This window comes from Bacillus sp. RC251 (assembly GCF_044908765.1).
GTDB classification, from domain to species: Bacteria; Bacillota; Bacilli; order Bacillales; family Bacillaceae_G; genus Bacillus_A; species Bacillus_A wiedmannii.
The window spans coordinates 111,145-126,622 of sequence record NZ_JBIYDP010000014.1 but is presented as its reverse complement, the minus strand read 5'-3'; the positions used below and the strand labels follow the sequence as shown (position 1 = coordinate 126,622).

The 15,478-nt window shown below is 37.9% G+C and carries 15 protein-coding genes, 2 rRNA genes and 1 riboswitch; of the genes, 14 read left to right on the top strand and 3 right to left on the bottom strand.

The genetic code is table 11. The annotated features are described in order from the left end of the window. Both ABH961_RS26580 and rrf read left to right on the top strand, forming a co-directional pair. Nucleotides 1–87 (top strand): 23S ribosomal RNA (locus tag ABH961_RS26580); the annotation flags it as partial. Nucleotides 88–135: 48 nt separating this feature from the next. Continuing rightward, nucleotides 136–251: ribosomal RNA gene (rrf, locus tag ABH961_RS26575) — 5S ribosomal RNA — on the top strand. A gap of 43 nt (nucleotides 252–294) precedes the next feature. Here the strand turns inward: rrf and ABH961_RS26570 are convergent. After that, on the bottom strand, nucleotides 295–561 hold the full coding sequence (locus ABH961_RS26570) for a hypothetical protein (RefSeq protein WP_098078360.1): 267 nt from the start codon (nucleotides 559–561) through the stop codon (nucleotides 295–297). 322 nt (nucleotides 562–883) lie between these two features. Beyond that, a riboswitch (purine riboswitch) is annotated at nucleotides 884–985 on the top strand. Between the two features lie 110 nt (nucleotides 986–1,095). On the opposite strand from ABH961_RS26570, the gene purE reads away from it, so the two are divergent. From purE to purD, 12 genes are all read left to right on the top strand, one after another. After that, on the top strand, nucleotides 1,096–1,581 hold the full coding sequence (gene purE / locus ABH961_RS26565) for a 5-(carboxyamino)imidazole ribonucleotide mutase (protein ID WP_000839368.1): 486 nt from the start codon (nucleotides 1,096–1,098) through the stop codon (nucleotides 1,579–1,581). Then, complete coding sequence (gene purK, locus ABH961_RS26560) at nucleotides 1,578–2,729, top strand: 5-(carboxyamino)imidazole ribonucleotide synthase (RefSeq protein WP_048542068.1); 1,152 nt, start codon at nucleotides 1,578–1,580, stop codon at nucleotides 2,727–2,729. Before purE ends, purK begins: the two co-directional genes overlap by 4 nt. Further along, nucleotides 2,726–4,033 carry an adenylosuccinate lyase gene (gene purB, locus ABH961_RS26555; RefSeq protein ID WP_000625686.1) on the top strand — a complete coding sequence of 436 codons (1,308 nt, stop codon included), beginning with the start codon at nucleotides 2,726–2,728 and terminating at the stop codon, nucleotides 4,031–4,033. Before purK ends, purB begins: the two co-directional genes overlap by 4 nt. A gap of 88 nt (nucleotides 4,034–4,121) precedes the next feature. Then, nucleotides 4,122–4,841: a phosphoribosylaminoimidazolesuccinocarboxamide synthase gene (purC, locus tag ABH961_RS26550; RefSeq protein WP_097907344.1), complete on the top strand. Its 720-nt coding sequence runs from the start codon at nucleotides 4,122–4,124 to the stop codon at nucleotides 4,839–4,841. Further along, nucleotides 4,834–5,088, top strand: coding sequence for a phosphoribosylformylglycinamidine synthase subunit PurS (purS, locus tag ABH961_RS26545; RefSeq protein ID WP_000278821.1), 255 nt, complete (start codon nucleotides 4,834–4,836; stop codon nucleotides 5,086–5,088). Before purC ends, purS begins: the two co-directional genes overlap by 8 nt. Next, nucleotides 5,085–5,768: a phosphoribosylformylglycinamidine synthase subunit PurQ gene (purQ, locus tag ABH961_RS26540; protein WP_000666772.1), complete on the top strand. Its 684-nt coding sequence runs from the start codon at nucleotides 5,085–5,087 to the stop codon at nucleotides 5,766–5,768. Before purS ends, purQ begins: the two co-directional genes overlap by 4 nt. Further along, on the top strand, nucleotides 5,752–7,971 hold the full coding sequence (purL, locus tag ABH961_RS26535; protein WP_404520372.1) for a phosphoribosylformylglycinamidine synthase II: 2,220 nt from the start codon (nucleotides 5,752–5,754) through the stop codon (nucleotides 7,969–7,971). The genes purQ and purL overlap by 17 nt, the downstream gene beginning before the upstream one ends. Next, nucleotides 7,956–9,371, top strand: a complete 1,416-nt coding sequence (gene purF / locus ABH961_RS26530; protein WP_000879030.1) for an amidophosphoribosyltransferase — start codon at nucleotides 7,956–7,958, stop codon at nucleotides 9,369–9,371. Before purL ends, purF begins: the two co-directional genes overlap by 16 nt. A gap of 101 nt (nucleotides 9,372–9,472) precedes the next feature. Next, entirely contained in the window at nucleotides 9,473–10,513 is a 1,041-nt protein-coding gene (gene purM, locus ABH961_RS26525; RefSeq protein WP_001262447.1) for a phosphoribosylformylglycinamidine cyclo-ligase, read from the top strand. Beyond that, a complete protein-coding gene (gene purN, locus ABH961_RS26520; RefSeq protein ID WP_098078365.1) occupies nucleotides 10,510–11,097 on the top strand; it encodes a phosphoribosylglycinamide formyltransferase in 588 nt (195 codons plus the stop codon). The genes purM and purN overlap by 4 nt, the downstream gene beginning before the upstream one ends. 24 nt (nucleotides 11,098–11,121) lie before the next feature. Beyond that, a complete protein-coding gene (gene purH / locus ABH961_RS26515; RefSeq protein ID WP_048542062.1) occupies nucleotides 11,122–12,657 on the top strand; it encodes a bifunctional phosphoribosylaminoimidazolecarboxamide formyltransferase/IMP cyclohydrolase in 1,536 nt (511 codons plus the stop codon). A gap of 302 nt (nucleotides 12,658–12,959) precedes the next feature. Then, entirely contained in the window at nucleotides 12,960–14,231 is a 1,272-nt protein-coding gene (purD, locus tag ABH961_RS26510) for a phosphoribosylamine--glycine ligase (RefSeq protein WP_098078368.1), read from the top strand. A 36-nt stretch (nucleotides 14,232–14,267) separates the two neighbouring features. On the opposite strand, the gene ABH961_RS26505 is transcribed toward purD, so the two are convergent. After that, nucleotides 14,268–14,432, bottom strand: coding sequence for a type II toxin-antitoxin system antitoxin (locus ABH961_RS26505; RefSeq protein WP_001085171.1), 165 nt, complete (start codon nucleotides 14,430–14,432; stop codon nucleotides 14,268–14,270). Between the two features lie 15 nt (nucleotides 14,433–14,447). Continuing rightward, nucleotides 14,448–15,293: an SPFH domain-containing protein gene (locus tag ABH961_RS26500; protein ID WP_000660682.1), complete on the bottom strand. Its 846-nt coding sequence runs from the start codon at nucleotides 15,291–15,293 to the stop codon at nucleotides 14,448–14,450. Nucleotides 15,294–15,478: the final 185 nt, after the last annotated feature.

The following is a 15,478-nucleotide window of genomic DNA, read 5'->3' as shown; positions in this document are numbered from 1 at the left end:
TGAAAGATGATCAGGTTGATAGGTTCGAGGTGGAAGCATGGTGACATGTGGAGCTGACGAATACTAATAGATCGAGGACTTAACCATATAATATGAAGCAATGTTATCTAGTTTTGAAGGAATATGCCTTCATAGTTTGGTGATGATGGCAGAGAGGTCACACCCGTTCCCATACCGAACACGGAAGTTAAGCTCTCTAGCGCCGATGGTAGTTGGGACCTTGTCCCTGTGAGAGTAGGACGTCGCCAAGCAAAAACCTAAGTCGATTCGACTTAGGTTTTTTTGTATTTATTTTTATTTATTAAATGTCATAATCCATAAATTGAATGACGCTAAAGAAGTGAAAAGAATGGAATAGAGGCTGTTTAAAGTACTAGCAATGATTTTTTGTTTTCTAGGTTTTCCGAGTGTTCCTAAAATAATCGTTATGATAGGAAACGTTATTTCTACCACAAGTATATATTCAAAAAAGTAGGATGATATAAATAAGTATTCAATCATTACAGCAAAGACTGCGATAAAAAGGAATAAATACGAAAAAAGTGTAGTTCGTTTTTTCATTATTGTCTTCCTTATAAATAAAATAAATAAAATAAATAAAATAAATAAAATAAATAAAATAAATAAAATAAATAAAATAAATAAAATAAATAAAATGAATATAAATGATATGCTTTATATTAAAGCATACGGAATAAGTATACAAACCGTTATGTGTACAATAGATCTCTAGAAATATAAATTCTAATTTCTTATCCTTCTTGCATATAGTTACAATTATTCTTTTGAATATAACTAAAACACGAACGTTATTGGTGAGTAATAAAAAAACATTCGATTATTTATTGACATTGTTTATGAAATATTGTTAATATAGCCATAGAAAGAATAATATATAAGACCTCATATAATCGCGGGGATATGGCCTGCAAGTCTCTACCTAACGACCGTTATTCGTTAGACTATGAGGGAAAGTCACTCGGTATTTTTCTATTCACAAGGGATACGTATGCCTGAGTAGAGCACTTTCTCTCATAGTAAAAGAGAAACTGTTCTATTTCAGGCTTTTTTTATTTGAATCGGGGGGATTCTAATATGAAATCACTAGTTGGAGTCATAATGGGAAGCACGTCAGACTGGGAAACAATGAAATATGCTTGTGACATTTTAGATGAATTAAATATACCGTATGAGAAAAAAGTTGTATCTGCTCATCGGACTCCGGATTATATGTTTGAATATGCAGAGACGGCTCGTGAACGTGGGTTGAAAGTTATTATTGCTGGAGCTGGTGGAGCAGCGCATTTACCAGGGATGGTTGCAGCGAAGACGAATCTTCCTGTAATCGGAGTTCCAGTTCAATCAAAAGCGTTAAACGGCTTAGATTCATTATTATCCATCGTCCAAATGCCAGGAGGGGTTCCAGTTGCAACTGTTGCAATTGGTAAGGCTGGTTCAACAAATGCTGGTTTACTTGCTGCACAAATACTTGGATCGTTCCATGATGATATACATGATGCATTAGAATTGAGAAGAGAAGCAATTAAAAAAGATGTGCGCGAAGGTAGTGAGCTAGTATGACGAGAATCATTTTACCTGGAAAAACAATCGGCATTATTGGAGGCGGCCAGCTAGGAAGAATGATGGCATTGGCAGCTAAGGAGATGGGATATAAAATTGCTGTTTTAGATCCAACAAAAAATTCACCATGTGCACAAGTTGCTGATATTGAAATTGTTGCACCATATGACGATTTAAAAGCAATTCAGCATTTAGCGGAGATTAGTGATGTTGTCACATATGAATTTGAGAATATTGATTATAGATGTTTACAATGGCTTGAAAAACATGCTTACTTACCGCAAGGCAGTCAGTTGTTAAGTAAAACACAAAATCGTTTTACAGAAAAGAATGCGATTGAGAAAGCTGGGCTACCAGTAGCAACGTATAGATTAGTTCAAAATCAAGATCAGCTCACTGAGGCAATCACTGAGTTATCATATCCTTCCGTCTTGAAAACGACGACAGGCGGATATGATGGGAAAGGTCAAGTTGTTTTAAGAAATGAGGCTGACGTTGATAAAGCGCGAGAGCTTGCGAATGCAGCAGAGTGTATTTTAGAGAAATGGGTGCCTTTTGAAAAAGAAGTATCAGTTATTGTGATTCGTAGTGTAAGTGGTGAAACGAAAGTATTTCCGGTAGCGGAAAATATTCATGTAAATAACATTTTGCATGAATCTATCGTTCCAGCTCGCATTACAGAAGAACTTTCTCAAAAAGCAATTGCTTATGCAAAAGTGCTCGCGGATGAACTAGAACTTGTGGGAACACTAGCGGTAGAGATGTTTGCTACAGCTGATGGTGAGATTTACATTAATGAATTAGCGCCAAGACCTCACAATTCAGGACACTATACACAGGATGCATGTGAAACGAGTCAATTCGGTCAACATATTCGAGCAATCTGTAATTTACCTCTTGGAGAAACAAATTTGTTAAAACCAGTTGTCATGGTAAACATTTTAGGCGAACATATAGAAGGGGTCCTAAGACAAGTGAATAGATTAACCGGGTGCTATTTACACTTGTATGGAAAAGAAGAAGCAAAAGCGCAGCGAAAAATGGGGCATGTTAATATTTTAAATGATAATATTGAAGTCGCTCTAGAAAAAGCGAAGAGTTTGCATATTTGGGACCATCAAGAACAACTGTTGGAGGGAAAAAGATGATTAGTCGTTATACACGCCCAGAAATGGGGGCAATTTGGACGGAAGAGAACAAATTTAAAGCGTGGTTAGAAGTTGAGATTTTAGCTTGTGAAGCATGGGCTGAGCTTGGCGATATTCCAAAAGAAGATGTTAAAAAAATCCGTGAGCATGCATCATTTGATATTGATCGTATTTATGAAATTGAAAAAGAGACACGTCATGACGTAGTTGCATTCACTCGTGCTGTATCAGAAACACCAACATTAGGTGAGGAACGTAAATGGGTTCATTACGGTTTAACATCTACAGACGTAGTAGATACAGCGCTATCTTACATCTTAAAACAAGCGAATGAAATCATATTAAAAGACTTAGAAAACTTTGTAAGCATTTTAGCTAACAAAGCGAAAGAGCATAAATACACGATCATGATGGGAAGAACACACGGTGTTCATGCAGAACCAACAACATTTGGTTTAAAACTTGGTCTTTGGTATGAAGAAATGAAACGTAACGTAGAGCGTTTCAAACAAGCTGCTGATACAGTTCGCGTTGGTAAATTATCTGGTGCGGTTGGTACATACGCAAATATCGATCCATTCGTAGAAAAGTATGTTTGTGAAAACTTAGGCTTAGAAGCAGCACCAATTTCAACACAAACATTGCAACGTGATCGCCATGCTCATTACATGTCAACACTTGCACTAATCGCAACATCTATCGAAAAGATGGCAGTTGAGATTCGTGGTTTACAAAAGAGTGAAACACGTGAAGTTGAAGAGGCTTTTGCAAAAGGCCAAAAAGGCTCTTCTGCAATGCCACATAAACGTAATCCAATCGGATCAGAAAATATGACTGGTTTAGCTCGTGTTATCCGCGGTTATATGATGACAGCGTATGAGAATGTTCCATTATGGCATGAGCGTGATATTTCTCACTCTTCGGCAGAACGCGTAATTTTACCAGATGCTACAATCGCATTAAATTACATGTTAAATCGTTTCGGTAATATCGTTAAAAACTTAACTGTATACCCAGAGAATATGAAACGCAATATGACAAGAACATACGGCTTAATTTATTCTCAGCGTGTAATGCTTACATTAATCGACAAAGGTATGGTACGTGAAGAAGCTTATGATATCGTACAGCCTAAAGCGATGGAAGCTTGGGAAACACAAGTACAATTTAAAGAGCTTGTAGAAGCTGATGAGCGTATTACGAGCAAGTTATCACAAGAAGAAATTAATGAATGCTTCAACTATGAGCATCATATGCAACACGTTGATACAATCTTTGAACGCCTTGGGTTAAACGAAGCGTAAAATTTCATATGGCACAGAATAGAGTCATTCTGTGCCATTCTTTATAAAAACATTATTCACATTTTTCAAACTACAGGGGGCTTGCGAAATGCAAAAGCTAGAATTGCTGTATGAAGGTAAGGCAAAAAGAATTTATCGTACAGAATCAGCAGATATGGTTTGGGTAGAGTACAAAGATAGTGCGACTGCTTTCAATGGGGAGAAAAAAGAGACGATTACAGGAAAAGGTCGTTTGAACAATGAGATTACAACTTTATTGTTCAGAAAGTTACAAGAAGTAGGAATAAAAACACATTTTGTAGAGAAGTTATCTGAAACAGAGCAACTTGTTAAAAAAGTGAGTATTATTCCTCTAGAAGTTGTCACAAGAAATGTAATTGCAGGAAGTCTTTCAAAACGATTAGGAATGGAAGAGGGAACTGTACTTGCAGAACCGATCGTAGAATTTTACTTCAAAGATGATGATTTAGGAGATCCGCTTGTAACGGAAGATCATATTCGTGTATTAAACGTTGCGTCACCAGAGCAAGTAAGCGTATTACGAGATATGGCTCTACAAATCAATCAAGTGTTGATTGATCATTTCGCAAGCTGTCGTGTAAGACTAGTAGATTTCAAATTAGAGTTTGGTATAACAGATGAAGGAGAAATCATTTTAGCAGATGAAATTTCACCAGATACTTGCCGTTTATGGGATGAAACGAGCAATGAAAAATTTGATAAAGACGTATTCCGTCGTGACCTTGGAAATTTAACAGAAGCTTATGAAGAGATTTTAAAACGTTTAGGGGGAATTTCACATGTATAAAGTTAAGGTATATGTAACGTTAAGAGAAAGCGTATTAGATCCACAAGGAACAGCAGTAAAAGGGGCACTTCATAGTCTTTCGTTCACAGAAGTACAAGACGTTCGAATCGGAAAATATATGGAATTAACAATTGATAAATCAGTATCTGACCTTGACGCAAAGGTAAAAGAGATGTGTGAAAAACTATTAACAAACGTTGTAATGGAAGACTTCCGTTATGAAGTTGAGGAGGTTGTCGCACAGTGAAATTTGCAGTCATAGTATTCCCAGGTTCGAACTGTGATGTCGATATGTTCCATGCAATTAAAGATGAGCTTGGTGAAGAAGTAGATTACGTTTGGCACGATAGAGAGAATTTAGATGAATATGATGCAATTTTACTACCTGGTGGATTCTCTTACGGTGACTATTTACGTTGTGGTGCTATTTCTCGCTTCGCGAATGCAATGAAAGCAGTGCAAAAAGCTGCTGAGCAAGGAAAGCCGATTTTAGGTGTATGTAATGGATTCCAGATTCTTGTTGAATCAGGATTACTACCAGGAGCGTTAATGAGAAACGAAAACTTAAAATTTATGTGCCGAACAGTTCAGCTGCGTGTTGAAAATAATGAAACGATGTTTACATCACAATATGAAAAAGATGAAGTAATCAATATTCCAATCGCGCATGGTGAGGGGAATTACTATTGTGATGAAGAGACTCTTAAACAATTAGAAGAGAATAATCAAATCGCATTCCGTTACGTAGAAAATCCGAATGGAAGCGTTTCAGATATTGCTGGTATTGTAAATGAAAAAGGAAATGTACTTGGTATGATGCCACACCCAGAGCGTGCTGTAGATGAATTACTTGGCGGTGCTGAAGGGTTAAAAGTCTTTCAATCTATCTTAAAACAGTGGAGGGAAACATATGTCGTTAATGCTTGAACCAAATCCAACACAAATTAAAGAAGAGCGCATATATGCGGAAATGGGGCTAACAGACGAAGAGTTTGCCATGGCTGAAAAGATTTTAGGCCGTCTGCCAAATTATACAGAAACAGGATTATTCTCTGTTATGTGGTCTGAACATTGCAGTTATAAAAATTCAAAACCAGTACTTCGAAAATTTCCAACAACAGGTGAGCGCGTTCTGCAAGGACCTGGGGAAGGTGCTGGAATTGTAGATATCGGTGATAATCAAGCGGTTGTATTTAAAATGGAAAGTCATAACCATCCTTCTGCTATTGAACCATATCAAGGAGCAGCAACAGGCGTTGGTGGTATTATCCGTGACGTATTCTCTATGGGAGCACGCCCGGTAGCTCTATTAAACTCACTTCGCTTCGGTGAATTACAGTCACCACGTGTGAAATATTTATTCGAAGAAGTAGTGGCAGGGATTGCAGGATACGGTAACTGTATCGGCATCCCGACTGTTGGCGGCGAAGTACAGTTTGATCCATGTTATGAAGGAAATCCACTTGTAAATGCAATGTGCGTAGGCTTAATTAATCATGAAGATATTAAAAAGGGGCAAGCGCACGGTGCTGGAAATACAGTAATGTACGTAGGGGCATCAACTGGTCGTGACGGTATTCACGGTGCAACATTCGCATCTGAAGAGTTATCTGAAAGCTCAGAAGCGAAGCGTCCAGCAGTTCAAGTAGGAGATCCATTTATGGAGAAACTTCTTATTGAAGCTTGCTTAGAACTTATTCAGTCGGATGCACTTGTTGGAATTCAAGATATGGGTGCAGCTGGTTTAACATCATCTTCTGCAGAAATGGCAAGTAAAGCAGGTATGGGTATTGAAATGTACTTAGATGATGTACCACAGCGTGAAACAGGAATGACACCATATGAAATGATGCTATCTGAATCACAAGAACGTATGCTAATCGTTGTGAAAAAGGGTAGAGAGCAAGAAATAGTAGATTTATTTGAGAAGTATGGTCTTGCAGCCGTTACGATGGGGAAAGTAACGGAAGACAAAATGCTTCGCTTATTCCATAAAGGTGAAAAGGTAGCTGAAGTTCCAGCAGATGCTCTTGCAGAAGAAGCACCAATTTATCATAAGCCATCAAAAGAAGCAGCATACTTTGCTGAATTCCAGGCAATGAAAATGGAAACACCAAAAGTAGAAAATTATAAAGAAACGTTATTCGCTCTATTACAACAACCGACGATTGCAAGTAAAGAGTGGGTTTATGATCAATATGATTATCAAGTTCGCACAAGCACAGTTGTTACACCAGGTTCAGATGCAGCAGTTGTACGTGTACGCGGTACAGAAAAAGGATTAGCAATGACGACAGATTGTAACTCTCGCTACATTTATTTAGATCCAGAAGTGGGCGGTAAAATTGCAGTAGCAGAGGCAGCACGTAATATCGTATGTTCTGGGGGAGAGCCACTTGCAATTACAGATTGCTTAAACTTCGGTAATCCAGAAAAACCAGAAATCTTCTGGCAAATTGAGAAATCAGTAGATGGTATGAGTGAAGCTTGTCGCACATTACAAACGCCAGTTATCGGCGGAAACGTATCAATGTATAACGAACGTAGTGGTGAAGCTGTATACCCAACACCGACAGTTGGGATGGTTGGACTTGTACACGATTTAAAACATGTAACAACACAAGAGTTTAAGCAAGCTGGCGATTTAGTTTATATCATCGGAGAGACGAAAGCTGAGTTTGGTGGAAGTGAATTACAGAAAATGATTCACGGCAAAATTTTCGGTCAATCACCAAGCATCGATCTAGACGTAGAATTAAAACGTCAAAAACAAGTATTAGCAGCAATTCAAGCTGGCCTTGTTCAATCTGCTCATGATGTTGCAGAAGGTGGTTTAGCAGTTGCAATTACTGAGAGTGCAATTGGTGCAAATGGTTTAGGTGCTACTGTGAAATTAGACGGAGAAGCAACAGCGGCATTATTTGCTGAATCACAATCTCGCTTCGTTATAACTGTAAAATGTGAAAATAAAGAAGCGTTTGAGACGGCGGTAGAAGCAATTCAAGTTGGAGAAGTGACAAATACAAATGAAGTAACAATTCATAATGAAGAAAATGAAGTATTACTTACAGCAAATGTAGATGAAATGAGAAAGGCTTGGAAAGGGGCAATCCCATGCTTGCTGAAATAAAGGGGTTAAATGAAGAATGTGGCGTTTTCGGAATTTGGGGGCATGAAAATGCAGCACAAGTTTCGTACTACGGATTGCATAGTTTACAGCACCGTGGACAAGAGGGCGCAGGCATCGTCGTAAATAATGGTGAGAAAATCGTCGGTCACAAGGGGTTAGGTTTAATATCGGAAGTATTTTCAAGAGGTGAGCTAGAAGGCTTAAACGGAAAATCAGCAATTGGACACGTACGATATGCGACAGCTGGCGGAAGTGAAGTTGCTAACGTTCAACCATTATTATTCCGTTTTTCTGATCATAGTATGGCATTAGCTCATAACGGAAATTTAATTAATGCAAAGATGCTTCGTCGTGAATTAGAGGCAGAGGGAAGTATTTTCCAAACAAGTTCAGATACAGAGGTACTTTTACATCTCATTAAACGTAGTACGAAAGATTCTTTAATTGAAAGTGTAAAAGAGGCTCTAAATAAAGTGAAAGGTGCGTTTGCATATCTTTTACTAACTGGAAATGAAATGATCGTTGCGCTAGACCCGAATGGATTCCGTCCTCTTTCAATTGGAAAGATGGGAGATGCTTACGTTGTAGCATCAGAAACATGTGCTTTCGATGTAGTAGGTGCAACATATATTCGTGATGTAGAACCAGGTGAATTACTAATCATCAATGATGAAGGAATTCACGTAGATCGTTTTACAAATGAAGTAGATCATGCAATTTGTAGTATGGAGTACATTTACTTTGCACGTCCGGATTCTAATATTGCAGGTATTAACGTCCATGCAGCACGTAAAAACATGGGAAAACGTTTGGCGGCAGAAGCTCCTATTGAAGCTGATGTTGTTACTGGTGTACCAGACTCTAGTATTTCAGCGGCAATTGGTTACGCGGAGGCGACAGGAATTCCGTATGAGTTAGGATTAATTAAAAATCGTTACGTTGGACGTACGTTTATTCAACCTTCTCAAGAACTGCGTGAGCAAGGGGTTAAGATGAAGCTTTCAGCAGTAAGAGGCGTAGTTGAAGGAAAACGAGTTGTGATGATTGACGATTCTATCGTAAGAGGAACGACGAGTAAACGAATTGTTCGTATGCTTCGCGAGGCTGGAGCGACAGAAGTCCATGTAAGAATTGCTTCACCACCTCTTAAGTATCCATGTTTCTATGGCATTGATATTCAAACGAGAAAAGAATTAATCGCAGCAAATAATTCAATAGAAGAAATCCGTCAAATCATCGGAGCAGATTCTTTAACGTTTTTAAGTGAAGATGGATTAGTAGATGCAATTGGACGTCCATATGAAGGGAAATACGGCGGTCTATGTATGGCGTACTTCAATGGAGATTATCCAACAGCTCTTTATGATTATGAGCAAGAGCTTTTAGAAAGTATGAAATAAGAAGAAAAAAGCTTCTACTTCTTTTGATGTAGAAGCTAGCTTCTTTCTTAAAATGGCCGGCCCTGAATAGGGAGAAATTAAAAGACGAGGTGTAGATAACGATGGCGAATGCATATAAGCAAGCAGGAGTAGATATTGAAGCTGGATATGAAGCGGTATCTCGCATGAAAAAACACGTACAAACAACAATGAGAAAAGAAGTACTAGGCGGTCTAGGCGGTTTTGGAGGTATGTTTGATTTATCAAAATTTGCATTAGAAGAACCTGTATTAGTATCTGGAACAGATGGCGTGGGAACAAAATTGATGCTCGCTTTTATGGCAGATAAACATGACACAATTGGTATTGATGCAGTAGCAATGTGTGTAAATGATATTGTTGTCCAAGGAGCAGAGCCGCTTTTCTTCCTTGATTATATTGCTTGTGGTAAAGCTGAACCTAGTAAAATTGAAAACATCGTCAAAGGTATATCAGAGGGCTGTCGCCAAGCTGGTTGTGCATTAATTGGTGGAGAAACAGCTGAAATGCCAGGAATGTATTCTACGGAAGAATACGATTTAGCTGGTTTTACAGTTGGAATTGTTGATAAAAAGAAAATTGTAACAGGTGAAAAAATTGAGGCTGGTCAAGTATTAATTGGCTTAGCATCTAGCGGTATTCATAGTAATGGTTATTCTTTAGTACGAAAAGTATTACTAGAAGATGGAGAACTATCTTTAGATCGCATTTACGGACGCTTAGAACTACCTCTTGGTGAAGAATTATTAAAACCAACGAAAATTTATGTCAAACCTATTTTAGAACTATTGAAGAAATATGAAGTATACGGTATGGCGCATATTACAGGTGGCGGATTCATTGAAAATATTCCACGTATGTTACCAGAAGGAATCGGTGCAGAAATTGAATTAGGATCTTGGAAAATTCAACCGATCTTCAGTTTACTTCAAGAAGTGGGAAAACTAGAAGAGAAAGAAATGTTCAATATTTTTAACATGGGTATTGGTATGGTAGTAGCGGTGAAGGAAGAAGAGGCAAAAGATATTGTTCGTCTTCTTGAAGAGCAAGGAGAAACAGCTCGTATTATTGGACGTACTGTACAAGGAACTGGCGTTACCTTCAATGGGGGCACGGCACTATGAGTAGATTAGCAGTTTTTGCTTCTGGAAGCGGCTCTAACTTTCAATCTCTCGTTAATGCGGTAGAAGAAAAAAAATTGGATGCAGAAATTAGTTTATTAGTATGTGATAAACCAGAAGCACGTGCTGTTGGACGGGCACATTATCATCATATTCCGTGTTTCGCCTTTTCAGCGAAAGCATATGAGTCAAAAGAAGCATTTGAAAAAGAAATATTAAAGAAGCTAGAAGAGTATGAGATTGATTATGTTATTTTAGCTGGATATATGCGTTTAATTGGGCCGACTTTATTAGGAGCGTATGGTGGGAAGATTATTAATATTCATCCGTCACTATTACCGAGTTTTCCTGGTAAAGATGCTGTCGGTCAAGCGTTAGAAGCAGGTGTGAAAGTAACTGGAGTAACAATTCATTATGTAGATGCAGGTATGGATACAGGTCCAATTATTGCGCAAGAAGCAGTAGTTGTTTCTGAAGGGGATACGAGAGAAAGCTTACAAAAGAAAATTCAACAAGTTGAACATAAATTATACGTAAATACAGTGAATCAAATTGTTCAGTCTGCGAAAGAAACAACTGTTAACTAACATACAACCAGGGGTGAAGGATAAATGAAAAAGCGTGCATTAGTAAGTGTTTCAGATAAAACAGGAGTAGTAGAATTTGTTAAAGGTTTACTAGAACAAGGGATTGAAGTTATTTCAACAGGTGGTACGAAAAAATTACTAGAAGAAAACGGCTTACAAGTAATCGGTATTTCTGAAATAACTGGTTTCCCGGAAATTATGGATGGACGTGTAAAAACATTACACCCAAATATTCATGGTGGTCTATTAGCGGTTCGTGATAATGAAACGCATGTAGCACAAATGAATGAATTAGGTATTCAAGCAATTGATTTTGTTGTTGTTAACTTATATCCATTTAAAGAAACAATCGCTAAGCCTGATGTAACATTTGCTGATGCAATTGAAAATATTGATATCGGTGGTCCAACAATGATTCGCTCTGCTGCGAAAAATCATAAATTTGTATCGGTAATTGTAGATCCAGTAGATTACGATGTTGTATTAGCAGAACTGAAAGAGAACGGTGAAGTAAAAGAAGAAACAAAACGTAAATTAGCAGCGAAAGTATTCCGTCATACAGCGGCATATGATGCGTTAATCTCTAACTACTTAACAGAGCAAATGGGGGAAGAAAGCCCAGAAACATTAACAGTGACATTTGAGAAAAAACAAGATTTACGCTATGGAGAAAATCCACATCAAAAAGCAACCTTCTATAAAGCACCATTCGCTGTAACTTCTTCTGTTGCATACGCAGAACAATTACACGGTAAAGAATTATCTTACAACAATATTAATGATGCAGATGCAGCACTTAGTATTGTAAAAGAATTTACAGAGCCAGCAGTAGTAGCAGTAAAACATATGAATCCATGTGGTGTTGGAGTGGGTACTGATATTCATGAAGCATACACACGCGCTTATGAAGCAGATCCAATATCAATCTTTGGTGGAATTATTGCAGCAAATCGTGAAATTGATAAAGCTACAGCAGAAAAGTTACACGAAATTTTCTTAGAAATCATTATTGCACCTTCTTTCTCAAAAGAAGCTTTAGAAGTATTGCAAAGTAAGAAAAACTTACGTCTACTAACTGTAAATATTGAAAAAGCGACAAGTGCAAGCAAAAAACTAACTTCTGTACAAGGTGGTCTTCTCGTTCAAGAGGAAGATACGTTATCATTAGATGAAAGTACAATTTCAATTCCGACAAAACGTGAACCATCAGAGCAAGAGTGGAAAGATTTAAAACTAGCTTGGAAAGTTGTAAAACATGTGAAATCAAACGCAATTGTTTTAGCGAATGATAACATGACAGTTGGTGTAGGCGCGGGACAGATGAACCGTGTAGGTTCTGCAAAAATCGCAATTACACAAGCTGGCGAAAAGGCACAAGGTAGCGCACTTGCATCTGATGCTTTCTTCCCAATGCCAGATACAGTAGAAGAAGCAGCAAAAGCAGGGATTACAGCAATCATTCAACCAGGCGGATCAATCCGTGACGAAGATTCTATCAAAGTGGCGGATAAGTATGGGATTACGATGGTGTTCACTGGCGTACGTCATTTCAAACACTAATAGAGGATATTTAAAAGGTCCGGTCAAGATAACTGTCGCATGTCGTCGTTGCATTGCCAGTGCGGTACTCATGTAGGAAAGCTACATTCCGTGTCCTCCTGTCAAATGCGCCTCGACCTGCTCGGTTCTCTTGATCCTCTCTTTTAAACTTTTATTGATATGGATATTTAAAAGGTTCGGTCAAGATAACTGTCGCATGTCGTCGTTGCTCTTGATCCTCCTTTTTAAACTTTTATTGATATGAAAACAAACTAGGAGCAGAGCTTCTAGTTTGTACTTATTTAAGTATTGGGGGATGAAATATGAATGTTTTAGTAATTGGCCGCGGTGGGCGTGAGCATGCTTTAGCTTGGAAGTTTGCGCAATCTGAAAAGGTGGAAAAGGTATATGTAGCACCGGGTAATGAAGGTATGCGCGATGTTGCAACACCAGTTGATATTGATGAAAATGATTTTGATGCATTAGTGTTATTTGCTAAAGAGAATAAGGTTGAATTAACTTTCGTTGGACCCGAAATTCCGCTTATGAATGGAATTGTTGATCGCTTTAAAGAAGAGGGACTTCGTGTATTTGGCCCAAATAAGGCGGCTGCTGTTATTGAAGGTAGTAAGGCTTTTACGAAAGAATTGATGAAAAAATATGATATTCCAACTGCGGCATATGAAACTTTTACAGACTATGAAGAAGCAGTACAGTATATTCAAAAAGTTGGTGCGCCAATCGTTATTAAAGCTGACGGCCTAGCTGCTGGTAAAGGTGTAACGGTAGCAATGACGCTTGAAGAGGCATTACAAGCTGTGAAAGAGATGCTACAAGATGTGAAGTTCGGCGAAGCGAGCAAGAAGGTCGTTATTGAAGAGTTTTTAGATGGACAAGAATTTTCATTAATGGCATTTGTAAATGGAACAACTGTGCATCCGATGGTAATTGCGCAAGATCATAAACGAGCTTTTGATGGTGATAAAGGTCCAAATACAGGCGGAATGGGTGCGTATTCTCCCGTACCACAAATTCCAGGATCAGCAGTTCAAGAGGCAATAAAAATGGTATTACATCCAACTGCCAAGGCGATGATTGCAGAAAACCGTTCGTTTACAGGAATTTTATATGCGGGACTTATTTTAACAAATGATGGCCCAAAGGTAATTGAATTTAATGCACGCTTTGGTGATCCTGAAACGGAAGTAGTATTACCTCGCTTAGAAAATGATTTAGTTGATGTATGTAACGCTGTATTAGATGAAAGTGAATTAACGTTACAGTGGTCAGAGGAAGCGGTAATTGGTGTTGTACTTGCTTCGAAAGGGTATCCGGAAGCATATAAAAAAGGTGAAATTATTAACGGATTAGACACATTGCAAGATGTAATTGTTTTCCATTCAGGCACAGCTATGAAGCACGGTGACTTTGTAACAAATGGTGGCCGTGTACTATTTGTTACTTGTAAGGCGGACAGTTTACAAGCAGCGAAAGATAAGGTGTATAAAGCAATTGGTAAAATTGAGAGTGATGGTCTATTTTACCGAAGTGATATAGGATATCGTGCAATTGGTCATGAGATGACGAGAAGCTAATATGTAAAAATCCCGCTGATTTCTCAGCGGGATTTTTTATGCGTCTTTATCTTTTTTCAATTTTCCTTTTTGCTTTGCCATTTCTCGAAGTAAATACTCGATGTGTGCATTGACGCTACGAAACTCATCATTCGCCCATTTTTCGATGACTGCGTGTAATTCAGGATCAATACGTAATGGAAAGCTTTTCTTTTTAGCCATAATGATTACAACCTTTTAATATAGGCTTCCTGTATTAATAACTGGTTGCGCACCTTTATCTGAAACGATGGCAACTAATAAGTTGTTCACCATATTTGCTTTACGCTCGTCATCTAATTCAAGTACGCCTTCCTCATCTAACATATGGATTGAATCTTTCGCCATCTTCACAGCACCTTCAACAATCTCTTTTCTAGCAGCTAATACTGCTTTTGCTTGTTGACGTTGTAGCATTGCATGGGCAATTTCTGTTGCGTAAGCTAAATGTGTTAAACGAGTTTCTAATACTTCTACGCCAGCGATTTCAAGGCGCGCTTCTAACTCACGTTTTAATTCTTCAGAGATTTCTTCAGTATTTCCGCGTAACGTGATACAAGTTTCATCTTGGAAATTGTCATAAGGATATTTTGTTGCGACGTGGCGGATTGCTGTTTCACTTTGAATTTCTACAAATCGATCGTAATGTTCAACACCGAACATTGCTTTTGCAGAATCAACAACTTTATATACGATAACGGCTGCAATTTCAATTGGATTTCCCTCAATATCGTTTACTTTTAACTTCTTACTATTAAAGTTTTCAACACGTAACGATACAGTTTGACGGAATGCGAATGGAATTGTTAAAAATAAACCGTTTTGACGAATTGTTCCTAAATAATTACCGAAAAACGTAATGACTTTTGCTTGGTTTGGTTGAACAATACCAATACCTGTAGCAAGAACTGCGGCTAAAATAATAGTTAATGCCGCTCCTATGAAAATTTCTTGTACAAGGAAAAATACACCGATAGCGGCTAAAATTAAAATCCCGATAATACCGAGAAAACCATTTACATAAAAAACTTGTTTTTCTTTCATATGATCGCCTCCTGATATATAAATGATATCACTTTTATATCATTTTATGCAAGGGCTTTACACCTAATTTTCTGAAATTAATGATTAAGTATCTCTTATGTATATTTTGAGGTTTGAAACGAGAATATACGTTCTGTCTTATGGTAAAATAAAGAAGACTTAACCGCCCACTGCAGCAGCTAAGT